The 24,083-nt window shown below is 53.7% G+C and carries 27 protein-coding genes and 2 pseudogenes; 8 read left to right on the plus strand and 21 right to left on the minus strand.

Annotated features, from left to right (window positions below; all coding sequences use genetic code 11):
• Positions 1-112 precede the first annotated feature (112 nt).
• Entirely contained in the window at positions 113-550 is a 438-nt protein-coding gene (locus KGA69_RS12080; RefSeq protein ID WP_015370248.1) for a type II toxin-antitoxin system RatA family toxin, read from the plus strand.
• The gene (locus tag KGA69_RS12085; protein ID WP_015370249.1) at positions 540-830 is read left to right on the plus strand and encodes an RnfH family protein; all 291 of its coding nucleotides are present in this window, start codon (positions 540-542) and stop codon (positions 828-830) included. The genes KGA69_RS12080 and KGA69_RS12085 overlap by 11 nt, the downstream gene beginning before the upstream one ends.
• A 62-nt stretch (positions 831-892) precedes the next feature.
• Here the strand turns inward: KGA69_RS12085 and bamE are convergent, their stop codons facing one another.
• From bamE to nadK, 3 genes are all read right to left on the minus strand, one after another.
• Complete coding sequence (gene bamE, locus KGA69_RS12090) at positions 893-1,231, minus strand: outer membrane protein assembly factor BamE (protein ID WP_047044418.1); 339 nt, start codon at positions 1,229-1,231, stop codon at positions 893-895.
• Positions 1,232-1,378: 147 nt separating this feature from the next.
• A complete protein-coding gene (recN, locus tag KGA69_RS12095) occupies positions 1,379-3,040 on the minus strand; it encodes a DNA repair protein RecN (RefSeq protein ID WP_032712315.1) in 1,662 nt (553 codons plus the stop codon).
• Positions 3,041-3,126: 86 nt separating this feature from the next.
• Entirely contained in the window at positions 3,127-4,005 is an 879-nt protein-coding gene (gene nadK / locus KGA69_RS12100) for an NAD(+) kinase (RefSeq protein WP_015370252.1), read from the minus strand.
• A 123-nt stretch (positions 4,006-4,128) separates the two neighbouring features.
• On the opposite strand from nadK, the gene grpE reads away from it, so the two are divergent.
• Complete coding sequence (grpE, locus tag KGA69_RS12105) at positions 4,129-4,719, plus strand: nucleotide exchange factor GrpE (protein WP_015370253.1); 591 nt, start codon at positions 4,129-4,131, stop codon at positions 4,717-4,719.
• 103 nt (positions 4,720-4,822) lie between these two features.
• Here grpE and KGA69_RS12110 read toward each other — a convergent pair whose 3' ends face one another.
• Positions 4,823-6,109 (minus strand): HlyC/CorC family transporter, encoded by a 1,287-nt coding sequence (locus tag KGA69_RS12110; RefSeq protein ID WP_026612238.1) that lies wholly within the window; start codon positions 6,107-6,109, stop codon positions 4,823-4,825.
• Between the two features lie 17 nt (positions 6,110-6,126).
• Positions 6,127-6,918: a cytochrome C assembly family protein gene (locus tag KGA69_RS12115; RefSeq protein WP_015703199.1), complete on the minus strand. Its 792-nt coding sequence runs from the start codon at positions 6,916-6,918 to the stop codon at positions 6,127-6,129.
• Between the two features lie 166 nt (positions 6,919-7,084).
• On the opposite strand from KGA69_RS12115, the gene ffh reads away from it, so the two are divergent.
• The 5 genes from ffh to rplS all read left to right on the plus strand — a co-directional run bounded on the left by ffh (position 7,085) and on the right by rplS (position 10,689).
• Entirely contained in the window at positions 7,085-8,449 is a 1,365-nt protein-coding gene (ffh, locus tag KGA69_RS12120) for a signal recognition particle protein (protein ID WP_020078159.1), read from the plus strand.
• 238 nt (positions 8,450-8,687) lie between these two features.
• On the plus strand, positions 8,688-8,936 hold the full coding sequence (rpsP, locus tag KGA69_RS12125) for a 30S ribosomal protein S16 (RefSeq protein ID WP_015370257.1): 249 nt from the start codon (positions 8,688-8,690) through the stop codon (positions 8,934-8,936).
• An 18-nt stretch (positions 8,937-8,954) separates the two neighbouring features.
• On the plus strand, positions 8,955-9,503 hold the full coding sequence (rimM, locus tag KGA69_RS12130) for a ribosome maturation factor RimM (RefSeq protein WP_015703198.1): 549 nt from the start codon (positions 8,955-8,957) through the stop codon (positions 9,501-9,503).
• Between the two features lie 31 nt (positions 9,504-9,534).
• Entirely contained in the window at positions 9,535-10,302 is a 768-nt protein-coding gene (trmD, locus tag KGA69_RS12135) for a tRNA (guanosine(37)-N1)-methyltransferase TrmD (RefSeq protein ID WP_045395103.1), read from the plus strand.
• A gap of 39 nt (positions 10,303-10,341) precedes the next feature.
• Positions 10,342-10,689: a 50S ribosomal protein L19 gene (rplS, locus tag KGA69_RS12140; RefSeq protein WP_002914145.1), complete on the plus strand. Its 348-nt coding sequence runs from the start codon at positions 10,342-10,344 to the stop codon at positions 10,687-10,689.
• A 159-nt stretch (positions 10,690-10,848) separates the two neighbouring features.
• Here the strand turns inward: rplS and KGA69_RS12145 are convergent, their stop codons facing one another.
• From KGA69_RS12145 to KGA69_RS12220, 16 genes and pseudogenes are all read right to left on the minus strand, one after another.
• Positions 10,849-11,067, minus strand: a complete 219-nt coding sequence (locus KGA69_RS12145; protein ID WP_071647615.1) for a DNA-binding transcriptional regulator — start codon at positions 11,065-11,067, stop codon at positions 10,849-10,851.
• A gap of 84 nt (positions 11,068-11,151) precedes the next feature.
• Positions 11,152-12,309: a phage late control D family protein gene (locus tag KGA69_RS12150; protein WP_213292323.1), complete on the minus strand. Its 1,158-nt coding sequence runs from the start codon at positions 12,307-12,309 to the stop codon at positions 11,152-11,154.
• Positions 12,306-12,791 carry a phage tail protein gene (locus KGA69_RS12155; RefSeq protein WP_045367707.1) on the minus strand — a complete coding sequence of 162 codons (486 nt, stop codon included), beginning with the start codon at positions 12,789-12,791 and terminating at the stop codon, positions 12,306-12,308. The genes KGA69_RS12150 and KGA69_RS12155 overlap by 4 nt, the downstream gene beginning before the upstream one ends.
• Positions 12,792-12,805: 14 nt before the next feature.
• Complete coding sequence (locus tag KGA69_RS12160; RefSeq protein ID WP_213292324.1) at positions 12,806-15,247, minus strand: phage tail tape measure protein; 2,442 nt, start codon at positions 15,245-15,247, stop codon at positions 12,806-12,808.
• Complete coding sequence (locus KGA69_RS12165) at positions 15,240-15,359, minus strand: GpE family phage tail protein (RefSeq protein ID WP_015370160.1); 120 nt, start codon at positions 15,357-15,359, stop codon at positions 15,240-15,242. Before KGA69_RS12165 ends, KGA69_RS12160 begins: the two co-directional genes overlap by 8 nt.
• 32 nt (positions 15,360-15,391) lie before the next feature.
• Complete coding sequence (locus KGA69_RS12170) at positions 15,392-15,727, minus strand: phage tail assembly protein (RefSeq protein WP_213292326.1); 336 nt, start codon at positions 15,725-15,727, stop codon at positions 15,392-15,394.
• Between the two features lie 62 nt (positions 15,728-15,789).
• The gene (locus KGA69_RS12175; RefSeq protein WP_047064825.1) at positions 15,790-16,308 is read right to left on the minus strand and encodes a phage major tail tube protein; all 519 of its coding nucleotides are present in this window, start codon (positions 16,306-16,308) and stop codon (positions 15,790-15,792) included.
• A gap of 15 nt (positions 16,309-16,323) precedes the next feature.
• Positions 16,324-17,502, minus strand: a complete 1,179-nt coding sequence (locus KGA69_RS12180) for a phage tail sheath protein (RefSeq protein ID WP_047064826.1) — start codon at positions 17,500-17,502, stop codon at positions 16,324-16,326.
• 131 nt (positions 17,503-17,633) lie between these two features.
• Positions 17,634-18,251 (minus strand): tail fiber assembly protein, encoded by a 618-nt coding sequence (locus KGA69_RS12185; RefSeq protein WP_213292328.1) that lies wholly within the window; start codon positions 18,249-18,251, stop codon positions 17,634-17,636.
• A 182-nt stretch (positions 18,252-18,433) separates the two neighbouring features.
• A pseudogene (locus KGA69_RS24320) lies at positions 18,434-18,652 on the minus strand (phage tail protein); the annotation flags it as partial.
• 942 nt (positions 18,653-19,594) lie between these two features.
• Positions 19,595-20,140 (minus strand): annotated as a pseudogene (locus tag KGA69_RS12195) (phage tail protein); the annotation flags it as partial.
• Positions 20,137-20,745: a phage tail protein I gene (locus KGA69_RS12200; protein WP_032723329.1), complete on the minus strand. Its 609-nt coding sequence runs from the start codon at positions 20,743-20,745 to the stop codon at positions 20,137-20,139. The pseudogene KGA69_RS12195 and the gene KGA69_RS12200, both read right to left, overlap by 4 nt.
• Entirely contained in the window at positions 20,738-21,646 is a 909-nt protein-coding gene (locus tag KGA69_RS12205; protein WP_059304575.1) for a baseplate assembly protein, read from the minus strand. The genes KGA69_RS12200 and KGA69_RS12205 overlap by 8 nt, the downstream gene beginning before the upstream one ends.
• A gap of 6 nt (positions 21,647-21,652) precedes the next feature.
• A complete protein-coding gene (locus KGA69_RS12210; protein WP_213292329.1) occupies positions 21,653-22,000 on the minus strand; it encodes a GPW/gp25 family protein in 348 nt (115 codons plus the stop codon).
• Positions 21,997-22,590: a phage baseplate assembly protein V gene (locus KGA69_RS12215; protein ID WP_015370169.1), complete on the minus strand. Its 594-nt coding sequence runs from the start codon at positions 22,588-22,590 to the stop codon at positions 21,997-21,999. Before KGA69_RS12215 ends, KGA69_RS12210 begins: the two co-directional genes overlap by 4 nt.
• A 121-nt stretch (positions 22,591-22,711) precedes the next feature.
• Positions 22,712-24,070 carry a DUF4062 domain-containing protein gene (locus KGA69_RS12220; protein ID WP_213292330.1) on the minus strand — a complete coding sequence of 453 codons (1,359 nt, stop codon included), beginning with the start codon at positions 24,068-24,070 and terminating at the stop codon, positions 22,712-22,714.
• Between the last annotated feature and the right edge of the window lie 13 nt (positions 24,071-24,083).

The following is a 24,083-nucleotide window of genomic DNA, read 5'->3' on the forward strand; positions in this document are numbered from 1 at the left end:
AATCCTTCCTGCGAGGCGTAATGGGTTATCTTAGCACGAGTTATGGTACAGCGTTTTTTTTAGCAGCAGATAAATGATATTATTTGTCCCGTGTTTAAATGTGGAACCTGCTATGCCTCAGATTAGCCGTACTGCGCTGGTGCCTTTCAGCGTGGAACAGATGTATCAACTCGTAAATGATGTGAAGTCCTATCCCGATTTCCTGCCTGGCTGCACCGGTAGCCGAGTGCTGGAGGCCGGGCCGACGCAAATGACGGCGGCGGTTGATGTGTCCAAGGCCGGCATCAGCAAGACTTTCACGACGCGTAATACACTGACCGATAACCAGAGTATCCTGATGAGCCTGGTCGATGGGCCGTTCAAAAAGCTGATTGGCGGCTGGAAGTTTATTCCGCTCAGCCCGGATGCGTGCAAAATTGAGTTTCATCTCGATTTTGAGTTCACCAACAAGCTGATTGAAATGGCTTTTGGTCGCATCTTTAAAGAGCTGGCCGCCAATATGGTGCAGGCGTTCACCACGCGCGCCAAAGAGGTGTATCGTGTCGGCTAATATTGTGGTTGAAGTCGCCTATGCGTTGCCGGAAAAACAGTACCTGCAACGCGTGAAGCTGCAGGCTGGGGCAACGGTCGAGCAGGCGATTATCTCCAGCGGGATTCTGGCGCTGCGCGAAGATATCGATCTGGCGAAGAATAAAGTCGGCATCTACAGCCGTCCGGTTAAGCTGCATGACGAAGTCCATGATGGCGACCGCGTAGAGATTTATCGCCCGCTGATTGCTGACCCGAAAGAGCTGCGCCGGCAGCGGGCTGAAAAGCACGCCGAGAAATAAGCGGGAATGCACAATAAAAAAAGCGCTCATTGAGCGCTTTTTGCATTTCAACTGGCCTGAGATTACTTGGTCAGCGCCGGTTTGTTATCAATGTTGGTTAACACACCGCTGCTGTCGAAGGTCAAGGTCAGGGTCTGCTGGGTCACTTTCTCATGGCCCGGCTGCTGGCGGAAAACGTAGAACCAGGTGTTGCTACCAAATGGATCTGACATCATCGGCGTACCCAGCGCATAAGCAACCTGCTGTTGTGTCATGCCGACACGAATTTTTGCGACATCGGTTGGTGCCAGATAGTTACCCTGGTTGATATCAGGACGGTAAACCACTCGTTCCAGAGTGGAACAGCCTGCGGTCAACATAAGGAGAACCGCTGCGGCAGCAGTCAGCGTTTTACAGCGCATAGTGATTTGATTCCTTTTTGGGCCCGAGCAATACGTGGCTCATCTGTAATATGCCGATAATAATAGACCTTTGCCCGGTTGGGAACCTTCGACTGCAGGTCTATTGGCAATTTGCTGTTCACTATGACTCTGTGAAAATCAAAAAGTTTACGCCGCAAGCAACTCTTTCGCGTTCGCCAGGGTGTTGCGGGTCACCTCGCTACCGCCCAGCAGACGGGCCAGTTCCTGCAGTCTGGCGCGTTTATCCAGCGCATGCATGTGCGTCTCTGTCATCTCGCCATCGGTCTCTTTGCAAACGAAGAAATGATGGTGACCACAGCCAGCAACCTGCGGCAGGTGAGTCACGCACATGACCTGCGTGGATTCTCCCAACTGGCGGAGCAGTTTGCCGACCACCGCCGCCGTCGGGCCGCTAATGCCGACATCGACCTCATCGAAAATCAGCGCCGGGGTCTCCATTTTACGAGCGGTAATAACCTGAATAGCCAGTGCGATACGCGATAACTCGCCGCCGGAGGCCACTTTAGCGATCGGCTGCAGCGGTTGCCCCGGGTTGGTGGTAACGCGGAACTCAATATGGTCGGCGCCTTCGGCGGTCAGATGACGTTCATCAAAGGCGACATCAATGGCAAACACGCCGTGAGGCATAGAAAGTGAGTGCATACTTTCAGTAATCAACTGGGTGAGTTCGTCGGCGCTGCGCTGACGCAGGGCGTGCAGTTCTTGCGCCGTTTCCAGCGCCAGGCGGTGATGCTCAACGACCAGCTGGCTCAGCGACTCCAGCGAACCGGCGCTATCGTCCAGCAGACGCTGCTCATCAAGCATGGCCTGATAGAACGCCGGCAGCTCTTCCGGCGCAATCTGATGCTTACGCGCCAGCGCAATCTGCCGGGAAATGCGCTGTTCCAGCTCGAACAGACGGTTAGGGTCGAGATCGAGACGGTCATTGTAGTGGCGCAGCTCATCGGTCGCCTCGCTGAGCTGAATAGAGGCTTCTTCCAGCATATCGAGTACGCTGGAGAGTTTGCTATCCATACCGACCAGCTCGCTAACCAGCTGTTTAGCGATATAAAGCTGGCTTTGCAAATTGGCCTCTTCACCGTCGGCCAGTACCGTTAACGCATGCTGACAGGTACTGAGCAGCTGGCCGCTGTTGGCCAGACGTTTGTACTCTTCGTCAATCTGTTCGAACTCGCCCGGCAGAGGATTAAATTCGTTCAGCTCTTTGAGCTGGTATTGCAGCAGGTCTGCGCGGGCGGCGCGCTCCTGGCTCTGCTGCTGATGCTGCGCCAGCTCCCGGCAGCTCTGGTGCCACTGGCGGTAGCGCTCCGCCATGCGTTGAGTAAGCGCATACTCACCGGTATAACCATCAAGCAGCGTTTTCTGATGTTCGGCTTTGGTGAGTAACTGATGGGCATGCTGGCCGTGGATCTGGATAAGTAACTGGCCCAGCTCGCGAAGCTGAGAAAGAGGTACGGCGGTGCCGTTGATGAAACCGCGGGAGCGGCCGTCAGCGCTGATCACGCGGCGAAGTAAACACTCACGCCCGCTCTCCAGTTGGTTCTCTTCCAGCCAGCGCTGGGCGGCAGGGGTATCTTTCAGCGCGAAGCGCGCGCACAGGTCGGCACGGCTGGCGCCGCGGCGCACCATGTCAGCTTCGGCTCGGCCGCCGAGGCACAGCCCCAGCGCGTCGATGGCAATGGATTTCCCGGCGCCGGTTTCCCCGGTGATGGCGGTCATGCCGCTGTGAAAATCAATTTCCAGTTCACGAACGATAGCGAAATTGCTGATGGTGAGTTGCGCCAACATAGCTGCCTTCCTGTATGAAAAACCATTACTGTGTTTTCGTACAGTATAGACTGGTTTTTTATCCAGTAAAGAGGCAGCTTGTAAAATCAGAACAATTTTTTCGACCACCCAAGCTTGGTGCTTAATGTGTTGAAATAGCTATAGTCTTTTGGATGAATCAGATTGAGGTGATAATCACAACGGCGGATGAGCACATCTTCGCCATCCTGAATGGGCAGCGCAATCTGGCTGTCGCAGCTGATTTCCAGATCGTTGCAGCGCTGCGAGAAGCGCAGGCGAATGGTACTATCGCCGTTAATCACCAGCGGTCGTGCTGATAGCGTATGCGGGAACATCGGTACCAGGGTGATGGCGTCCAGAGAAGGCGTGAGAATAGGGCCGCCCGCAGAGAGCGAATAGGCCGTCGAACCGGTAGGCGTGGAGATGATCAAGCCGTCGGAGCGCTGGGAGAAGGCGAACACTTCATCGATATAGACCTCGAACTCAATCATGTGCGCGACTTTACCCGGATGCAGCACCACTTCATTGATAGCCGTGCTGATGCGCTTCTGGCAGTCATGCTGGCACACCTGGGCTTCCAGCAGAAAACGTTTTTCGGCGATATAGTGGCCTTCAAGTACGTCGGCCAACTGCTGGAGCGCGTTATCCGGGTCAAGGTCGGTAAGAAAACCAAGATTGCCGCGGTTAATGCCGATGACGTTGATGTCATAGCGCGCCAGGGTACGCGCCGCGCCGAGCATATTGCCGTCACCGCCGACCACCACCGCCAGATCCGCCTGCTGGCCGATTTCCGCCAGCGTGCCGGTTTTAACATTGCTAAGCTGGAGTTCATGGGCGATTTGCTGCTCGACCAGCACCTCATAGCCTTTGCCGCATAGCCAGCGCCAGAGCATTTCATGTGTGGTCAGGGCGGTTGGGTGACGAGGGTGTCCCACAATGCCGATACACTTGAAATGGTTCTTCATGATCTGGATGTCCTTGGGTTAAATGAATGATGACAATCTGTCTGCTTCCCTTGAATCCCGGAAACTGATCCCCATAATAAGCGAAGTTAGCGAGATGAATGCGAAAAAAACGCGGAGAAATTCATGAGTAGTAAAGAACAGAAAACGCCTGAGGGGCAAGCCCCGGAAGAAATTATCACGGAGCAGCACGACAACGTAGAGGCGGTAGAGCCTGAGGTTTCTGCTGAGCAGGTGGATCCGCGCGATGAAAAAATTGCGAATCTGGAAGCACAGCTGGCCGAAGCGCAAAAGCGTGAACGTGATGTGATGCTGCGCGCAAAAGCGGAAGAAGACAACCTGCGTCGTCGCACCGAACAGGATATCGAGAAAGCGCATAAATTCGCCCTGGAGAAGTTCGTCAACGAACTGCTGCCGGTTATCGATAGCCTGGATCGCGCGCTGGAAGTGGCTGATAAAGCTAACCCGGATATGGCGCCGATGGTTGAAGGGATCGAACTGACTCTGAAATCGATGCTGGACGTCGTGCGTAAGTTTGGCGTGGAAGTGGTTGCCGATACCAACGTACCGCTGGATCCTAACGTGCATCAGGCTATCGCCATGGTCGAGTCTGACGATGTGGCTGCCGGTAACGTACTGGGTGTTATGCAGAAGGGATATACCCTGAACGGTCGTACTATTCGCGCCGCGATGGTAACCGTCGCGAAAGCAAAGTAATTCGTTAGTTCGCCAGTAACGGCTGCCTGCGGGTGGCCGTTTTTATTGGCTTTAAATAAAAAAACGGCGAACCGAAGTTCGCCGTTGTTCTTTGCTGGCTGCGCTATTCCGCCACGCTTTCGCGTAATGATTTCACCGGCATCACCTTCACCTGCTTAATCATATTGTCCTGTACGTCGAGAATATCGATATCATACTGTTCGATACGTACGCGGGTTCCAGGGACCGGGATCTCCTCCAGCGCTTCCAGAATGATGCCGTTAACGGTACGCGCGTCGTCTTCCGGCAGGTGCCAGTTGAACGCTTTGTTGATTTCCCGCACGTTGGCGCCGCCGTCAATAATTACCGAGCCGTCATTAAGCGGCGTCACTTCTTCGGCAAGGGTCGGCGACATCGAGGTGGTGAAGTCTCCCACGATCTCTTCAAGAATATCTTCAACGGTGACCAGTCCTTGAATATCACCATATTCATCGACCACCAGACCGACTTTCTTTTTATTACGTTGGAATTTCACCAATTGCGTGCTGAGCGGCGTACCTTCTGGCACAAAGTAAATCTCATCTGCCGCTCGTAACATGATCTCTTTTGTGAACTCTTTCTTTTCCGTCATCAGACGATAGGCTTCACGGACGCGCAGCATGCTGATGGCATCGTCCAGCGAATCACGATAAAGCACGATACGGCCATGCGGCGAGTGGGTTAGCTGGCGGACTATAGATTTCCAGTCATCGTTGATATCGATACCGACGATCTCATTGCGCGGCACCATGATGTCATTAACGCTGACCTTTTCCAGATCCAGGACCGACAGCAGCATGTCCTGATTCCGCCGTGAGATTTGTGAACGGGATTCATTCACAATCGTTCGCAGTTCATCTTTGCTTAATGCGCCGCTAATGACGTGATCGGTCTTAATACCCATCATGCGCATCAGTACGCGGGTAATGGTGTTCAACAACCACACCAGCGGCATCATCAGTACCTGTAGCGGCGCCAACAGGAAACTGCTGGGGTAGGCGACCTTTTCCGGATACAGGGCGGCAATGGTTTTAGGTAAGACTTCGGCAAACACTAGCACGACAAAGGTGAGCACGCCGGTGGCGATAGCCACGCCAGCGTCGCCGTACAGACGCATGCCGACGATGGTCCCCAGCGCCGAGGCCAGAATATTGACGAGGTTGTTGCCGATGAGCACCAGGCTAATGAGGCGGTCCGGCTTACGCAGCAGCTTTTCCACACGCTTAGCCGGGCGGTTGCCTTGTTTCGCCATATGGCGCAGCCGATAGCGGTTCAGCGTCATCATGCCGGTTTCGGAACCGGAGAAATAGGCGGAGATAATCACCATGATGATCAGCGTGACGATCAGCGTGGTGGTAGAAATGTGTTCCAGGAGAGACTCCTTAGTCTTTAACTAACAAACTGCTGAAGGACGCGGCTGCCAAAATAAGCCAGGGTCAGCAACCCGGCTCCGGCGACGTTAAACCAGACCACCCGGCGGCCGCGCCAGCCTTCGTGGTAGTGCCCCCACAGCAGTACGATATAGACAAACCAGGCCACGATAGACAGCACTGCTTTATCAATATTTTCGGTATTGAACAGGTTGTGCATATAGAACAACCCGGTGCATAGCGTCAGGGTCAGCAGCACGACGCCAACCTGGGTGATATGAAACATTTTACGCTCAATACTCATCAGCGGCGGCATTTCGCTGCTGAAAGCCAGCTTTTTATTTTTCAGCTGGTAGTCAATCCACGCCAGCTGCAGCGCGTACAGCGCGGCGATGATAAGCGTGGCGTAGGCAAAGAGCGACAGGCCGATATGCACCAACATCCCAGGAGTGGTTTCGAGGTGGGTGATGTACTCGTTAGGCACGAAGGTGGCGAAGGCGAGGTTGATCAGCGCGAAGGCGTATACGATAGGCAGCAATAGCCAGCCGCGATTACGCGAGGCGACGATGGTCATCACCGTACAGATCATCAGGCTGACCAGCGAGCCGACGTTAAGTAAGCTGAGATTTTGCCCACCTTCGCCGCCGGGGAAAATACGTGACTCCAGCGCGAAGGCGTGGCAAATCAGCGCTATCGTCGCGGAGAGAATCGCCATCCGCCGCCAGCTGCTGTTTTTTTGCAGCAAGCCAGGGATGATCAGCGCAAGGCTGATGGAGTAGGCGACAAGGGCAAGTAGAGCAAACACAGGCATAGGAGCGTCGACTGTTGACTAAATAAGAAAGAGAAGCAGTATAGCGTCACGCGACGTCTGCTCCAACCGTTGCAGCACATTCAGGTTTATGTCGTGTTATACTGCGCCAAATTCGTATTTTTGTGTCGCTGCGGCGACCGACCGTTTCCACCTCAGGCGAGAGACAATGTTTGATAATTTAACCGATCGTTTGTCGCGTACGCTGCGCAACATTAGCGGCCGCGGACGCCTTACCGAAGACAACATTAAAGACACCCTGCGCGAAGTGCGCATGGCGCTGCTGGAGGCCGACGTCGCGCTTCCGGTGGTGCGTGATTTCATCAGCCGCGTCAAAGAGAGCGCGGTAGGCCATGAAGTCAATAAAAGCCTGACGCCAGGTCAGGAGTTCGTCAAAATTGTTCGCAACGAGCTGGTTGCTGCGATGGGCGAAGAAAACCAGACGCTGGATTTAGCCGCGCAGCCGCCGGCCGTCGTCCTGATGGCGGGCCTGCAGGGTGCGGGTAAAACGACCAGCGTCGGTAAGCTGGGTAAATTCCTGCGCGAGAAGCACAAGAAAAAAGTGCTGGTCGTTTCCGCGGACGTATACCGCCCGGCGGCGATTAAACAGCTGGAAACGCTGGCAGAGCAGGTCGGCGTGGATTTCTTCCCGTCCGACGTGGGCCAGAAGCCGGTTGATATCGTCAACGCGGCGCTGAAAGAAGCGAAGCTTAAATTCTACGACGTGCTGCTGGTGGATACCGCCGGTCGTCTGCACGTCGATGAAGCGATGATGGACGAAATCAAACAGGTCCACGCCGCGATTAATCCGGTTGAGACGCTGTTCGTCGTCGATGCGATGACCGGTCAGGATGCGGCGAATACCGCGAAGGCTTTTAACGAAGCGCTGCCTTTGACCGGAGTGGTGCTGACCAAAGTAGACGGCGACGCCCGCGGCGGTGCGGCGCTGTCGATTCGTCATATCACCGGCAAGCCGATTAAATTCCTCGGCGTCGGCGAGAAAACCGAAGCGCTGGAGCCGTTCCACCCGGACCGTATCGCTTCTCGTATTCTCGGCATGGGCGACGTGCTGTCGCTTATCGAAGATATCGAGAGCAAAGTTGACCGCGCGCAGGCCGAGAAGCTGGCATCCAAGCTGAAGAAAGGCGACGGTTTCGACCTGACCGACTTCCTTGAGCAACTGCGCCAGATGAAAAACATGGGCGGCATGGCCAGCCTGATGGGCAAACTGCCGGGCATGGGGCAAATCCCCGATAACGTGAAAGCGCAGATGGACGACAAAGTGCTGGTGCGTATGGAAGCGATCATCAACTCGATGACGATGAAAGAGCGCGCCAAGCCGGAAATCATTAAAGGTTCGCGTAAACGCCGTATCGCCGCCGGTTGCGGGATGCAGGTGCAGGACGTGAACCGACTGCTGAAGCAGTTCGACGACATGCAGCGCATGATGAAGAAGATGAAGTCGAAAGGCGGCATGATGAAGATGATGCGTGGGATGAAAGGGATGATGCCGCCAGGTTTCCCTGGCCGCTAATACGCGTCATAATTCAAGCCGCAGATGCGTTGGCTGCGTTCGTTCACCCCGGTCACGTACTTGTGTACGCTCCCGGGGATTTACTCACTTGCCGCCTTCCTGCAACTCGAATTATTTAGCGTATGTAGTTTTGAATTGATTTTTGCACAGAAATCAGTAAAATTTTCGGGCTTTTAATATGACACCGGGCTCCGTTCCTCGATGGGGCCCGGTTGTTTTATTCACACAAGAGGATGTTATGGTAACTATTCGTTTAGCACGTCACGGCGCTAAAAAGCGTCCGTTCTACCAGGTTGTTGTCACCGACAGCCGTAATGCACGCAACGGTCGCTTCATCGAGCGCGTTGGCTTCTTCAACCCGATCGCTACCGAGAAAGAAGAAGGCACCCGCCTGGATCTGGATCGTATCGCTCACTGGGTTGGCCAGGGCGCTACTGTTTCCGATCGCGTTGCCGCGCTGATCAAAGCCGCTAACAAAGCAGCTTAATCTGTCACGGTGGTCATGATGAGCAAGCAACACACCGCACAAGCACCTGTTGATCCGATTGTATTGGGGAAAATGGGTTCTTCCTACGGTATCCGTGGTTGGCTCAGAGTGTTTTCCTCCACCGAAGACGCTGAAAGCATTTTTGACTATCAGCCCTGGTTAATCCAGAAGGCGGGTCAGTGGCAGGTTGTTGAGCTGGAAAGCTGGCGCCACCACAATCAGGACATCATCATCAAGCTGAAAGGCATTGACGATCGTGATGCGGCGAATCTCCTGACTAATTGCGAAATTATCGTGGATTCATCGCAGCTGCCGGCGCTGGAAGAGGGCGACTATTACTGGAAAGACCTGATGGGCTGCCAGGTAGTTACCACCGAAGGCTATAGCCTGGGTAAAGTCATTGATATGATGGAAACCGGGTCGAATGACGTTCTCGTCATCAAGGCAAACCTGAAAGATGCATTTGGCATCAAGGAGCGGTTGGTTCCGTTCCTCGATGGGCAGGTTATCAAGAAAGTCGATCTCGCTACTCGTACTATCGAAGTAGATTGGGATCCTGGTTTTTAAATTCTCCGGATAAACGGTAAAAGACGGCGCTATGTGGATTGGCATAATTAGCCTGTTTCCTGAAATGTTCCGCGCAATTACCGATTACGGGGTAACTGGCCGGGCAGTAAAAAATGGCCTGCTGAGCATCGAAAGCTGGAGTCCTCGCGACTTCGCTCATGACCGGCACCGTACCGTGGACGATCGTCCTTACGGCGGCGGACCGGGGATGCTAATGATGGTTCAACCCTTACGGGATGCCATTCATGCAGCAAAAGCCGCGGCAGGTGAAGGCGCAAAGGTGATTTATCTGTCACCTCAGGGACGCAAGCTTGATCAAGCGGGCGTCAGCGAACTGGCAACGAATCAGAAACTGATTCTGGTGTGCGGTCGCTACGAAGGGATAGACGAGCGCGTAATCCAAACCGAAATTGACGAAGAATGGTCAATCGGCGATTACGTTCTCAGCGGTGGTGAGTTACCGGCAATGACGCTGATTGACTCCATTTCCCGGTTCATTCCGGGAGTACTGGGACATGAAGCATCAGCAACGGAAGATTCCTTTGCTGATGGGTTGCTGGATTGCCCGCACTATACCCGTCCTGAAGTGTTAGAAGAGATGGAAGTACCGCCAGTATTGCTGTCGGGGAACCATGCTGAGATACGTCGCTGGCGTCTGAAGCAGTCGCTGGGCCGCACCTGGCTTAGAAGACCTGAACTTCTGGAAAACCTGGCTCTGACTGAAGAGCAAGCAAAGTTGCTGGCGCAGTTCAAAAGCGAACACGCGCAACAGCAGCATAAACATGATGGGCAGGCGTGAGCCCCCAATATCAGTTTACCCAGGATAAGAGATTAAATTATGAGCAACATTATTAAGCAACTTGAACAAGAACAGATGAAGCAGGACGTACCTTCCTTCCGTCCGGGTGATACCGTGGAAGTGAAAGTATGGGTTGTTGAAGGTTCCAAAAAACGTCTGCAGGCATTCGAGGGCGTGGTTATCGCTATTCGTAACCGCGGTCTGCACTCTGCATTCACTGTTCGTAAAATTTCCAACGGCGAAGGCGTTGAGCGTGTCTTCCAGACTCACTCTCCGGTAGTTGACAGCATTGCTGTTAAACGTCGTGGTGCTGTACGTAAAGCTAAACTGTACTACCTGCGTGAGCGTACCGGTAAGTCTGCTCGTATCAAAGAGCGTCTTAACTAATAATCGCATCACGCCACATCCAAAGCGTGTTATAAAACAAGGGGTTAGCGTAATGCTAACCCCTTTTTTATTACTGGTGTCCACGGAATGTCCACGCAGAATTGCTTGATGCCCACAATGACCACTTTACACAGGCAATAAAAAACCTGCCGGAGCAGGTTAGAGCCATAGTTGATGTTGTTGCACTCGGGTCGGATGCGGCGGGGCTGGATCTACTTCACCCGGCTTAACGATAAATCGTGCCAGAGTTTCATGGGTCATGAATGTACAACCACAATTAATGTTTTGGCACTGGTGATAGCGTTCCTTTGTTTCCGTACTTAAGTAGCGACTGGTGCGCGCATGGGCGGCACTTTGACATAACGGACAGTGCATCATAATTCACCCCTTAAATTATTAAATCTTGATGGAGATGATAAACCTGAATTTTACATTTGCAAGTTGCGGGTTGCATTTTTATTGTTAGGTGGATTCATATTCAACGTCGGATAGCCTAACCTCAAGCTCCAAGCTCGTCGTGTAGCCGTTTCCATTGAGACTATGAGTCACTTTACTAATCAACCACGATTGCTCGTCTATGACGCGCTTAAAGCCCATAACCCGCACAGGCGTCTCAGGGTAAAGATCTGCACGGCCTATCGCCAGCATAATTGAAAACTCCGCAACGCCTCGCTGCAGCTTATCCCACTTAGCCTGAGCGGCTCGCATCGCCTGCGCTTTTGATGCGTAGACCGTCGTCAGCGCCAGCACGTTATCGGCCTCACCGGTCATATACTCACCCTCGCGGGCTTCCTGCTCTTTTTTGGCCTTTGTCTTTTTGCTGACCGGCTTTGCTTTCGGGTGCTCCAGCGCGCGCAGGTGCTTCTCTTTTGGCTTGCGCTTCAATGTTACTTTTTGCTTTTGCGGCTTCGGGTCTTTGGTGTGCAACCATTTCGCGGTTACGCCGGTATATGCCCCACGGTCGGCAATGGCAAACTGATGACGGTCACCATCGCTGCGGGTCAGCGTCATTTGTGGGACGGCCTTACCACTGGCCGTCACCGCGCTACCGGCTTTCAGAAACAGCAATTTCCCCGCTTTTACTGACACTGCCGCCCCGTTGCGGTCGGCCAGTCTGGTCAGAAATACCGCGTCGGATTCCTGCGACTGGTCGATATGCGGTACCGGGATTTTTTTCAGCGGCTCCGCGACACTGGCCGTCAGTTTGTTACGCTTTGCGATGATGCTGACCAGTTCGCCGAGGGTGGTATCGTGCCAGGATTCCTCACGCCGTGAATTAAGCGTTCCGCGAAAGTCTGCGCTACGCGCCCGGATGGTCAGGGTATCTGGCGCCCCTCGGTGCTCAATCTCATCGACCGTGAAATCGCCTTTATTCAGCAAAGCCGAGCCCTCCCAGCCAAGCCACAGCGTCAGCACCGCCCCGCGCAGGGGTAACTCGACTTTGCCGTCAGTATCGTCGAGCTCGATGTCGAGCTGGTCGGCCTCAAATCCCCTATTGTCTGTCATGGTGAGAGATATCAGTCGGTCGCTAAAATTGCTGGTAATGTCCTGACTATTCAGCGTCAGCATAAATGCCGGTGCGAGACTGGTACCGGCATCAATGGTCATGCCCGTCATCATACGGCCAGCCCTCCGAGTGTACCCTGCAGCTTATCGGCCAGATTACCGGCAGAGCCGAGAAGCTCACCGGCCTGTTTATTCAGGTCGCCAAACATTGCCGTCAGTGACTCATCGACCCGCTTCAGTGAAAGCGTGAAATCAATCTTTCTGGCCGCACCATCGCTGAAAAACTCGGCGTGTGTGGTTGATACCTTGTCGACAATATACATTCCGAGGATATTGCCGGTTCCCTCAATCAGCGGCCACGCTCTGCCCTCGTCGGCCATCAACTCGACGGCCTGCAGTGAAATACGACCGCCGGTAATAGCGGGGTAAAGCGTGCCGGCAAGTTGGATCGAGGTTTCACCCTCGCCGAGAAACTGATACGCAGGCGGTTTGCCTACCCGGTCGTTAGACGCCCAGCGATAATCCTTCGAGTGCTGCATCGACTGATAAGGCAGGGTGCGGCGTTCAAATACAAACATGCCGAGAGCAAGCATCATCGTTTAATCCTCCCTTAGTCGTGGCTCATGCTGGCGCGCTGACGCGCACGTTTTTCACGCTCAATTTGTTCGAGCGTGTCGCGTAGCTGGCGGTCGAGTTGATGCCCCGGCGCGACACCGCCCGGGAGAGTAATGTTGTATTCGCTTTTGCTCTGGTCGATGTAAGAGCGTCCCGCCGGTGCGGTAACGGGCTGATAAGCCTGATATCCGCCATAGGTGCTGGTCGCCGGTATGTAGGAATTCCCCTGCGTGGTGGCGTTGGTTTTGGCGGCGGTCTGGTCGAGGCTGTCCGATTCTTTGTTGATGATGCCGAGCTTTTCGAGAAGCCAGTCGACACCGCTGCGTAGCTTATTGAAAACGTTCAGCGGTGCCATCAGCGCTGAGGCCAGCGCCTGACCGAAAATAACGCCAGCATTTTTACAACTATCGAGCGTCTCCTGAGTAGCTTTGACCGGTGCAATCAGGTCTTTAAACCATTGCCAGACGCCGCGCAGTTTCTCTCCAAGGCCGTCAAAAATAGGTGCCAGTGGAGCGAATATTTCCCGGACTGGCGCAAAGGCACTCATAATGCCCTCTATCACTCCTGAGAAAAATGCGCTGATGGGCTCCCAATATTTACGGATAAGTAGCGCCCCGGCCACAATCGCCGCGCCGACGGCCACAATCGGCCAGGTGATTGCACCGAGCGCGGTCACAATGGCACTGCCGGCAACAGTCAAGGCGGTACCCATCACGCCAGCGGCGGCAATGATGGCGTTAATCCCCATGACAACCGGCCACGCAACGAGACCAATGCCGCCGATGACACCAATAAGAGCCAGCGCGCCACCGGCAACAATGCCGATGGTTTCCGCCAGCCCTTTGTTTTTCTGGATCCAGCCGTCGAGCTTTAACACATATTTTGTGGAGGTCTGAGTGAGTTTGCGCAGTGAGCCCTCTTGCTGGTCAAAAAGGTCGGTACCGACAGCCTCATAAGCAGACTTGAATTCTTTAAAGTCGCCGCCGAGGTTATCCTGCATCACCTTGACCAGTTCCTCGGTTTTTCCGTCTGATGCTTTCAGCGCGGCGGTGAGCTGGTCGAGCTTGCCGTTTGCCGCTGCCGCCATCAACACATTAGCCGATGAGCTGGCTTCCTCGCCGAATATCGTTTTCATGTATTCGGCTTGCTGCGCGGTTCCGAGCTTGTTGCGCTTAAAACTGGCCTGCATTTCTTTCAGGATGGTAAATATCGGGCGCGTATTGCCTTTGTTGTCCGATGTTTTAACTCCCAACTCCTTGAGCGCATCCCACGCCTTGCCAGTGGGAGCCTGCAGGCGACTTAATACTGCCCGGCTTCCGGTACCGGCCATCGAGCCAGTAATTTTGGCATCATGCAAAGCACCTACCATCGCGGCGGTTTCTTCAATACTGACACCGGCGTTTTTGGCGACCGGCGCGGCATATGTCAAAGCGTCGCTAAGACCGTCAAAGTCGGCGGCGGTTTTATTCATGACCGTAGACAGTACGTCACCAATATGCGCAACCTTGTCATTTGAAAGCTGAAACGCAGAGCGCATCCCCATCAACAGCGCGGCGTTTTCTTCCATTGTGCGACGGTTAGCTAGCGCCATATTTAAAGTGACTGGTGTTGTTGCCTGAATCGCTGCGGCATCACCACCACCTTTTGCGATAATAATCTGCGCGCTGGCGGCATCATCGGCAGAGGCGGCAGTGTTGTCGCCGAGCTGGCGCGCCTGTTTGCGTAACGCCTGCATTTCTGGCGACTGCTTGTCGACCCCGAGTACGGCCTGCAGCTCGGAATTATTCTGCGCAAAGTCATAACCCGGCATCAGCAATTTAACCCCGGCCATCGTTCCCGCCGTGGCAACACCTACCCCGGCAGCACCTGCAGCGGCCATGTTACCGGCAAGCTCCTTACCAGATTTATATCGCTCCTGTACCCGGTTTAGTTTTGCCTGCTGCGCACTGACGCGCGCCAGTGCCTCACGCTGGCGGTTAAGCTGCGCCGTCGTTTCGCTAATGGAGGTTTTGAGCCGACGCTCATCAGCAGACAGGGTGCGGGTATTGATACCGGCCTGCATCAGCTCTGAGCGCTGTCGCTGTACCGATGTTCTCAGGCTGTTGTATTTCGTCTGCAGCTCAGAGGCGGCGCGTTTCGCCGCTTCGAGCGCCTGCGCCTGCGCGCGGGTCGGATTAGTCGTGTTTTTAAACTGCACGGCCAGCTCACCGGCTTCGCGTTTGGCTTTTTCAAGTGACTGACTGGTCACGGCCAGTTGCGCACTGGCCTTGCGAAAGCCGTCGATTTTCGACGCCTGCGCGTTCAGGGTGCGCAGGTCTTTTTGTGTATCGCGAATATCGCCCGACAGGGTTTTACTTGCCGTCTGGATAGATTTTAGCGGTCGGGTCGCCTGATCCACCGCTTTCAGCAATACCTCAATTCTCAGGTTATTACTCATTGTGGTTTCCGCTACGCAGTAGCGCCTTTTCGCGCCATGTGATGAGCTCGGTCAGGCTCAGGGAATAGAGTTCTGATGGCGGCCAGTGGAAAATCACTGCGATATCCGCCATCAGGTCATCGGTCGACAGGTCGGGCGGAAAATCTATCCCACCGAAGCCGGTGACAAAAAACCAATCACCTTGCCAGCGAGTTGCATCAAATCTGGTGCGTTTATTGCGCTAAGTTCCTGGGTCGTCAGGGCTGGATAGGTCATGCGTGGCAGCACTTTAATCAGTGCATCAACCTCAGATTGTGCCAGCGCCGCCAGACTGACACCGCGCAGGGTTCCGGCAGTTGGTTTAATCAGAGTGACCTTATGGATTGTCTGACCGGCGCGCTTGATTGGCTCATCAAGAGTCACGACATTCGGGTTATCGGTGTCAATTTCATTGCCAGCCGTATCAACAAATTCAGGTTTTTTACGTGGTGCTTTTGCCATGATGTTTTTCTCTGCTCAGAAAGGGATTAATATCCGGCCAGCAGTGCTGACCGGTCAGGAGATTACAGCCCGATTGCGCGGCGGTGCTGTTCCAGACGGTCGACGCCGTTCACCTTCTCGACCATGTTGACGGTGTCGATTTCGATAACGTCGCTACCATCAATTGTGAGGCGGTAGTAGGTGCAGACGGTCGACAGTTTGGTCGAGGTATTTTCACCCTGTTTATTCTCGCCGCCGTCGATTTCTTTGTGACGGCCACGCATGACCACCTCAACGGCCACGATCTCGCCGGTGTCGTCACGCTGGTATGAGCCAGCAAAACGCAGCGGCACAGCATCGGCACCCGGCGCGGCATACTGCGCAAAGAGCGCCACATCAGGCAGGCCACCGACAGACCACTCGACGGTGAGCGCATCGTCATCGAGGCCGAGGTCAATCGGAGCCGCACCATTCATACCGCCGCCGCGATAGTTTTCGAGCTTGCGGGTCAGCTTCGGCAGCGTCACGGATTCAACAACACCCATGTAGCTCAGGCCGTCATTGAACATGTTCAGATATTTAAGTTTGCGGGGTAGTGCCATGTTGTTTCAGGCTCCTTAGCTGTTGACCGATTCGGCCAGATTGACCAGATATTTATCGGTAATACGCTGGCGCAGGGTCAGGCTTTCCAGCGGGGGAACCGGCGTATAGTCGTAATCGATATACAGTTTCCCGCCTTTCAGGCTCTCTTTATCGTTCGATTCCTCATCGAACCAGCATTCACCATCCACGATGTAGCCATTCGATTTCAGCTCACGGAATTTGGCGTTAATGCCGTCAACAATGTCGCGGATAAGCGATGCAGTGATGGGTTTATCGACCGCCCACATGTGCGCCTCGGCCATCGTGTCGGCCAGTACCTGCGCGGTGCGGGTGTAGTTCTCAAACAGGAAAAGCGGGTCATCAGAGCAGGTGCGGTTACCCCAGAAGCGAAAACCATCTTTGCGCACCAGTGTCGTGACCCCGGCCTCGTTGAGCAGGTCTGCATCGGTGCCGGATGCCTGCAAATCCCAGAAGACAGACGCACTGATGCCGGTGACGCCCTGCACGCCCACGTTAGACAGGGTTTTGTGCCAGCCGATTGTCTGGTCGATATAGGCGCGCAGGCCGAGTGCGCGCGCGGTGGCGTAGGCTGTTGCGGTGGCGTTCGTGGTGGTGTCCCACGCAAGGAAGTCGGGCCAGATAACCATCAGCTCGCGCTGACTGAAATTTTCGCGGTATTTGATGGCATCAGAAAGGGTTTTACAGCCCCATGCACTGACGTAACCAAACGCACGCAGGCTGATACACACCGAGGCGAGTGCGGTTGCGACTTCCTGCGTATCGAGACCCGGCACGCCGAGAATACGTGGCTTGACGCCGGTGACCGCCTCGGCGGTTAACAGTGCCTTGATGCCGGTGTATTTACCGTTCTCATCCGTGCCGCCGATGATGTTTGAAATGGTCTGCGCTTCGGCGTCCTCTCCTGTACCTTCGGCAACACGCACGACGACGGTGACGGGTTTTGACTGGTCGGCGATGGCCTGCAGTGAGGTTGCCAGCGTGCCTTGTTTACCGGCTTTCGCAATAGCACTCTGCACATTGGTAATCAGCACCGGCTCGTTGAGGGGGAATGTTGCGCTATCCGCATCGCTGGCCGTGCAGACCATACCGACGACAGCGGTCGCAACGGTGGAAATGACGCGGGTGCCGTCGTTAATTTCAAGCACCTGCACGCCGTGGTGAAAATCACTCATCCGGGTAACTCCGTGGTTAGTGGGTGAGTAATATTTTCTGTTGTGTGGTGGGGGCGGGCTATGTAATGGCGATGGCTGGCTGATGGTACAAAAGAAGGGCATAAAAAAGACGGGCATCAGCCCGCCTTGCATTACTCCGGCTTGACCGGCCACTCGATATCCGGCGCACCCTCGGTGCTTACCGCCTGAATATCCTTAATGTAATTCATCCAGAGAATCAGGCTGGCCTTATCATCATCACTGATGATGCCGAGCTGCAGCTCTGTTTGCCACCCGGTGATTTGCTGCTGCGCCTCAGAAAGCAGAGCCTGCTTTTGCTGTTCTGCGACGGCAATTTCATCAGCATGTTGCGCCGCCGTGTCGGTCACCCACTGGTTACCGTCCCATTTATCATACGCCGTGACAGGTGCCAGTAACGTCAGCGTATCCGGCAATTCGCCGAGAAAAGCGATGATTTCCGGTTGCCCGGTCTCAGTGCTGTAAGCCGTTAAACCGCGATAATCCGCAATAGTTTCCCATTGTTTTTCATCCGCGCTGCGCACCAGTGCAAAGCCATCACCCGGTAATGCTGGCTTATCGGCATAACTGAAAGCAGGCAAGCCCACACCCGCGGCTAAATATTCCATCGTCACCGCCTGAAATTCGCGCTGCTGAGGCTCCACGTTGTACACCGTGAGCCAGCCGGCAATGGTGGCAATGCCGCTTTTATTCAGTTTTGCCGTAGGTAAATCAGTGTTGTATTTGTTCATTATGCTGCTCTCACAATGTAGTTAAATGCAATGTTGCGTGGGCGGGTTTCTGAGCTACCAGCTTCACCGGTATACATAGCGCCGCCCACGCCGGAATTAGAAAGCTCAGCACCGGCAGTCACTGGCATCTTGATTCCGGCGTCAACGGATTTATATGTACCTAGCGTGTGGCTATGTTTTTTTATCATGTCGTCCTGCCATGCCAGTAAAGACCTACCAGGATCCACGCCGCGTCCGTTGTCCCACCCGCGAATAAATTCACCGCGCAGGTCAGGTAATTTGCCGGAGGGATATGCTGCTGCCAAAAATGGATACATTGCCTTGTCAAAAATGGCACCATTACAGATAAGCCACCCCAAAGGTGCAGTTGCCAAAGGCCACGGTTGTGGAATGCCGACAGGCGCAATGTCAGTGCCATTTATCACAAAGCTCCCGTTATGTCGGAACTCCAGCCATGCCGTTTTATCGCCGCCTTTGATTTCAAAGCCGATATATGACCTTTTGCCCACCATTTCAGTGAATCTGATATTTCCGTACTGGCCGCCGACGCTCTGCATAAACAGACCATCAACCTGATTGAATGTCTGGCTTCCTTCGGTATAGGAATACGCCCCACTTTTGATGATGGCATCCTTTCCGGGTACCTTGAGAATTTTTGGGGTGAACTTATCAGTAAACCAGCCATCAGCATTACCCTGCATTTGCATGGTGCTGTCAGTGCTGGCAATGGGGCGTAAAAATACTCCTGCCTTACTTCCCGCCCCCGACTCGCTGCTGATAACCAGTGCGTTATTCGCGTTATCTCTGAGCACAGTTGATGCACCGAGAGTGATAAGGGATTCCGTTCCCGTTTTACCGACCTCAAGTACACCACTGACACCGAGGCGACCGGTAATATCGCCACCGGCTAAAGAGAGGTATTTCGACAACTCTGCCTGATTACCTACCCGCATCAATATCCAGCCGCTGCTGACGTTATCAAAGCGGGTACCTAAAAAAGAGAGTGCTGCATTGTTGTGCATAACAAAAACAACCGTGCAACCATAGCTGTTATCCCTGACGCCCAGACAATGCGCATACATGTACTGACCCGGCCCGGTTGGCAGTCCGGTCGGTACGTTGGTACTGCCCTCCATTTTGATAAGCAGAGACTCACCTGCGCGAAAAATACGGGTTTTAAAATCAATCGTAGTGGTGCTGATTTTCTCAGCACCCAGACCAAATCCGCCGACGCCAATCACCTGACCCGCGCCTGTTCCGACGTCCTTTGTCGCTGCGCTTCCTAACCCCAGCGAGCCACGCGCTTTTGATTTGTCGGTCAGTTCTGACAGGTTATTTTTTGCCTGCAAATACTGAGCATGCGGGTTAGCCGCCGCAAGGTGATTTTTCATCAGCTCATCGGCATAACCCTTAACCTCGATAGCTTTATCGTCGACATACTGACGGGTTGCCAGCACGACCGACGGGTCGATTTTTAGCGTGATGGCCGTCGTACTGGAGACAATCAGAATCATGCGAATGGTCTGCGTGCGGCCGCTCCCCTCTGCCAGTTTCGGCTTGTAGGTTTCGGGGCAGTTCGCCACGGCAATCAACACGCCATCATCATCATAGAGACCAATCTCGCGGATCCAGAAACCGCCCTCATTTTCGGGAATAATTTGTTCCGCGATAATCTGGCTGGCATTGGCCGGGTCAACGGTCAGCATATTGAGCGGCGCGATGCGCTGCTGGTTGATAAGCGCTGTTTGTGCCGGGTCTGGCGTCGGTAATTTGCCGTTGGCATCGCCCACGGCCATTTGCGTCAGGTTCAGCTTAGTGCCGAGTGCGGTCGCGTTCGCCAGCCGTGCCGCGCCCTGATTGGTCAGAATGGCATAATATTTTGCTGTCATGCGTTCACTCTCAGGTTATCAATCAAATGAATAGCCGAGGCCGGATAAACACCGCCACCGACAATAATTTCTTCGGGCAAATAGGGGTAAACCGTCAGCGCATCACCGTGATAGCAGGCCGCGCCAACATACAGCTCGCCGGTTGAGCTCAGACTGATAGCCAGCCCGGTCAGGTGGCGGCTTGCCGGTTTGGCGTCTTCAATCAGGCGCTCAAGCTCCTGATACATTTCCTCAGTGATACCGCTATCGAGCACACCAACAACGAGGCGGAATGTGCCTGGCTCCTCGTTGAGCTTCCACCACTCGCGCACCTCAATCAGATAGCCGAGAGGCTCAACCACCCGGCGCAATGCGCTGATGGTGCCTTTGTGCTGATGGACAAAAAACGAGGAGGCACAAACACTGCGCTTTGTCGCCTCCGGCCACGTCTCATCCCACCGGTCGACCGACAGCGCCCACGCCAGATAAGGCAGCAGATTGACCGGGCAGGTGCGCCAGTTCCATAACGTGCGCAACGGTACCGGCACGCGCTGAATCTCAGCGAGCGCGGCAGCGGCGGCAACTTCCAGCGGCGACGAGCCGACGGGTAACAGCCGGTCACTCATCTGAGCCCCCGATAGTTATCCGGTGCTCGGTACAGTTCGACGCCTGCGACTTACTCAGCACGATATCGGCCTGCGGTGATGCCAGTTCGACACGCTGCACCCCTTCGACATGCAGCGCGGCATAAATGGCTGACAGCCGGATATCGCGCCCGAGACGGTGCTGCGCGCTGATGTAGCTCTGCAGCTTCTGCTCTGATGCCTGCCTGATGGGCTCAGATTCGGGACCGGGGTAAACGTAGAGCGTCGCGTCAATCTGGTACGGCACAATCTCCGCTGACTGGACGGTCACCCTGTCGGCCACCGGGCGAACATCCTCAGCATTCAGCGCCTTATCAACAATCGCCAGCAGTTCAGCGCTGGCGGTACCGTCGCCCTCGCGGGATAACACGGTAATCGTCACGCAGGCTGGCGACGGGCTTTCGACCGAGACGTCAGCGACCCGCCCGTCGGCGCTGCGGCCGTGATATTCATAGGCACCGACCGGACCCGCCACACTCAAGCCTTCAAAAGCCTGTTGTGTGCGCAGACGCAGGTCGGTGTCGGATTCCATAACGGCAGGCGTCGGCGGGATAGTGGTGTCATCTGCCGGTGTGATGGTGAGGCGCTCGGTATTATTGTTTCCGGCCACGACGTCGAGGTCGTTACCGGTTGAATACGCCAGCGTTACCGCCTGCGCGGCTTCGTTCACCCGCTGACGCCAGATAACCTCACGGTAGGCGTTTTCCTGCAGCAGCTTAACAATTGGTTCTGACTCAAGCGTCAGCGTCCGGGCGATGGCCTCCTGCTGGTCTTCGGGATAAAGTGAAATCAGCGTCGCAATGCGTTCCCCAAGGATGGTTTCATAATCCAGTACCTCAACCACATCGGGGACAGGTAACTGACTCAGGTCAACAGTTGCCATAGTGATTTAACTCAGTGAAAGGGTGGTAGAAACTGACGCGCCGGTATCGGTTCGCGCCCCGGTAATATCGACATACATTTCGCCAGCCTCGCCGGTCTCAAAGCTGATGGCGGTCAGGCGTATGCGTGGCTCCCACTTCTGGATCGCCGAATAGCACGCCACCATGATTTGCAGCCTCAGCGCGGGGGTTTGCGGCATATCAATCAGCACCGACAGAAGCGAGCCATATTCACGACGCATCACCCGCGAGCCGACCGGCGTCAGCAGAATATCGCGCATGCTCTCGCTGATGTGCTCAATGTCACTGATAGCAAGGCCGGTATTGCGGTTCATACCCTGATAGCGCGCCGTCATTTGGTGCCCTCCGTCCAGCTACCGCCTTTTTGCACGCCGCCGTGACCGTGGTCATCCACCTGCACGCCATTTGATTTAAATGTCCCGTCGGTGTGCTCAATATTGCCGCGCATGGTGCCGCCTTTCTGCACCTCAAGCGTGCCGGTGGTCAGCTTGTTGGTACACACGACCTCGGGGGTATCGAGGGTGATGCGGGTTACTGCTTTCACCAGCACGACTGGCACAGTGACGGTGATGGAGCCCGATGCTGTCACATCAGCCGTTTTGACGCCGCTGACCGTCAGCGCGCCGGTCTCGGGTTCATACTCAATGACCGCGCCGTCAGGGAAAGCCACATGCCACGCATCCGCTGAGGCAGACGGGGCGGGATTATCATCGGAGAAAATCCCCGGCAGCACGAAAGCGGTATCGAGCTCGCCACCAATTGCCAGTAGCAGCACCTGCTCACCGACCGAGGGCGCCCACCACGTCCGCGAACGACCGGCGCGATGGGTTAACCACTGGAGCCAGTCGGTAAAAATTCCGCCCGTCTGCACGCGACAGCGCCCGGTATCAAGGTCAGTTTCGACAATGACACCGGTGCGAATCATGTTGCGTATAGTGCGGGCTAGTTCCTGGATAGATGCGAGAGTATTCATAGAAGAAAGGATGCCGCCTGGGAGAGCCGGCGGCAATTTGCGGGAGTTTTATGAGGGACTACACAACGTATGGCTAAATTTCGAGTTCAACAGTAACTTTTTGTTGATAAATAATAGGTTCCTTTAATTCTTCACAAACAATTTTGAATTCAATGTTTCCTTCCCCTGGAGCAATGGGAATAAGAATAATTTTCTCAAAGGTGATAGAGCGGCTTTGGATTAATTTCTTTGACCTAAGCAATACTCTATTTTTTTTACACTCAACCCATTCACTTTTATTAAACGGCTGCACTCTACTGATGATTCCATTAATGGCTGGAAGATCATATTTTGGAGCTGAGAAAGAGCCACCCAAATAACTCCCTCCACTTAAAATCCTGTCCCTCAGAATATCCATGCTAGTTTTAGCTCTAATTTTTCTTTCTGCCATTTCAATTGGGCTCATCGGTATATTTAACTCCGGCACTCCCGTTGAAAATCTCTCAGTATCATATTCGTCAACTGCAACAATAAAACCAGGAAGCGTAATGTCAATAAAAATATCAGTTGCAACCTTTCTCCCGTGATTCTCTAACACAGGCTTAACATACATAGAGTGATTATTATAGTAATGAAGCATAGAAGCTTTTCTATTGTATTCATCCACCTTGTTGTTTGATGGTATTTTTTTGTTGTAGCTTTCCACGTCCTCACTTGAAATATACTGTTCCAATTTCGATGGAATATCAGAAATATTAAAAGGTTTTATGTGTTCTTGTGGATTGGGGAGGTGAGAAAACTTTAATACTAAATCTTCAGGGAATGATGATAATTTTAACAATGGCTGCTCTGAAAGTAACTTACTTTCATATTCCCGCAAACGTTCCCTTAGCTTTCTGTTTTCCGTTGATAACTCAGCCAACTCGTTGGATACTTCTTTCGGTGTGGCCTGATCCCCTCTAACCCATCCTATACGTGGATTTCTTCGCATAACCTTGGGTAGAGCGATTGCAACTTTAGTTGCCAAGTCTTCAATTGATTCCCAAAAGTCACACATTTTATTAGCTTTAGCCTTTTCAATGAATACCTCCAACCTTTCTGCTTTAGCATGATCGGTTTCTCGCTCATTTGGTTTGGTTAGTACATCTCTATTACGAATAAAAGCTAACACAGGTATATTTAACGACTTCGCATAGTCATACTCCATCTCTGTATAGCTAATTCCTTTCGCAGATATCGAGCCATATTTATGACCAATAATAATTATATAATAATCGCTTGCGTCAATCGTTTCCTTAATAATATCCCACTGTTCGGAATCATCCGCACTAAACATTTCCATGCCAACGGGAAAATGATAGAGACTCAATACTGTTTCAATTATTTTTTTACGTGCTTCTATTAAATCAACATACGTTGAGCTGACAAAAACCTGATATTTTTTATCGTCCATAAATCCCCCTAGG

This window comes from Klebsiella sp. A52 (assembly GCF_018388785.1).
GTDB lineage: Bacteria > Pseudomonadota > Gammaproteobacteria > Enterobacterales > Enterobacteriaceae > Klebsiella > Klebsiella aerogenes.

Coding starts and splice junctions, on each gene's coding strand:
- KGA69_RS12080 (WP_015370248.1), top strand. CDS start 113: ATGCCTCAGATTAGCCGTACTGCGCTGGTGCCTTTCAGCGTGGAACAG.
- bamE (WP_047044418.1), bottom strand. CDS start 1,231: ATGCGCTGTAAAACGCTGACTGCTGCCGCAGCGGTTCTCCTTATGTTG.
- recN (WP_032712315.1), bottom strand. CDS start 3,040: ATGTTGGCGCAACTCACCATCAGCAATTTCGCTATCGTTCGTGAACTG.
- nadK (WP_015370252.1), bottom strand. CDS start 4,005: ATGAAGAACCATTTCAAGTGTATCGGCATTGTGGGACACCCTCGTCAC.
- grpE (WP_015370253.1), top strand. CDS start 4,129: ATGAGTAGTAAAGAACAGAAAACGCCTGAGGGGCAAGCCCCGGAAGAA.
- KGA69_RS12115 (WP_015703199.1), bottom strand. CDS start 6,918: ATGCCTGTGTTTGCTCTACTTGCCCTTGTCGCCTACTCCATCAGCCTT.
- ffh (WP_020078159.1), top strand. CDS start 7,085: ATGTTTGATAATTTAACCGATCGTTTGTCGCGTACGCTGCGCAACATT.
- rpsP (WP_015370257.1), top strand. CDS start 8,688: ATGGTAACTATTCGTTTAGCACGTCACGGCGCTAAAAAGCGTCCGTTC.
- rimM (WP_015703198.1), top strand. CDS start 8,955: ATGAGCAAGCAACACACCGCACAAGCACCTGTTGATCCGATTGTATTG.
- trmD (WP_045395103.1), top strand. CDS start 9,535: ATGTGGATTGGCATAATTAGCCTGTTTCCTGAAATGTTCCGCGCAATT.
- rplS (WP_002914145.1), top strand. CDS start 10,342: ATGAGCAACATTATTAAGCAACTTGAACAAGAACAGATGAAGCAGGAC.
- KGA69_RS12145 (WP_071647615.1), bottom strand. CDS start 11,067: ATGATGCACTGTCCGTTATGTCAAAGTGCCGCCCATGCGCGCACCAGT.
- KGA69_RS12150 (WP_213292323.1), bottom strand. CDS start 12,309: ATGATGACGGGCATGACCATTGATGCCGGTACCAGTCTCGCACCGGCA.
- KGA69_RS12155 (WP_045367707.1), bottom strand. CDS start 12,791: ATGATGCTTGCTCTCGGCATGTTTGTATTTGAACGCCGCACCCTGCCT.
- KGA69_RS12160 (WP_213292324.1), bottom strand. CDS start 15,247: ATGAGTAATAACCTGAGAATTGAGGTATTGCTGAAAGCGGTGGATCAG.
- KGA69_RS12165 (WP_015370160.1), bottom strand. CDS start 15,359: ATGGCGGATATCGCAGTGATTTTCCACTGGCCGCCATCAGAACTCTAT.
- KGA69_RS12170 (WP_213292326.1), bottom strand. CDS start 15,727: ATGGCAAAAGCACCACGTAAAAAACCTGAATTTGTTGATACGGCTGGC.
- KGA69_RS12175 (WP_047064825.1), bottom strand. CDS start 16,308: ATGGCACTACCCCGCAAACTTAAATATCTGAACATGTTCAATGACGGC.
- KGA69_RS12180 (WP_047064826.1), bottom strand. CDS start 17,502: ATGAGTGATTTTCACCACGGCGTGCAGGTGCTTGAAATTAACGACGGC.
- KGA69_RS12185 (WP_213292328.1), bottom strand. CDS start 18,251: ATGAACAAATACAACACTGATTTACCTACGGCAAAACTGAATAAAAGC.
- KGA69_RS12200 (WP_032723329.1), bottom strand. CDS start 20,745: ATGAGTGACCGGCTGTTACCCGTCGGCTCGTCGCCGCTGGAAGTTGCC.
- KGA69_RS12205 (WP_059304575.1), bottom strand. CDS start 21,646: ATGGCAACTGTTGACCTGAGTCAGTTACCTGTCCCCGATGTGGTTGAG.
- KGA69_RS12210 (WP_213292329.1), bottom strand. CDS start 22,000: ATGACGGCGCGCTATCAGGGTATGAACCGCAATACCGGCCTTGCTATC.
- KGA69_RS12215 (WP_015370169.1), bottom strand. CDS start 22,590: ATGATTCGCACCGGTGTCATTGTCGAAACTGACCTTGATACCGGGCGC.
- KGA69_RS12220 (WP_213292330.1), bottom strand. CDS start 24,070: ATGGACGATAAAAAATATCAGGTTTTTGTCAGCTCAACGTATGTTGAT.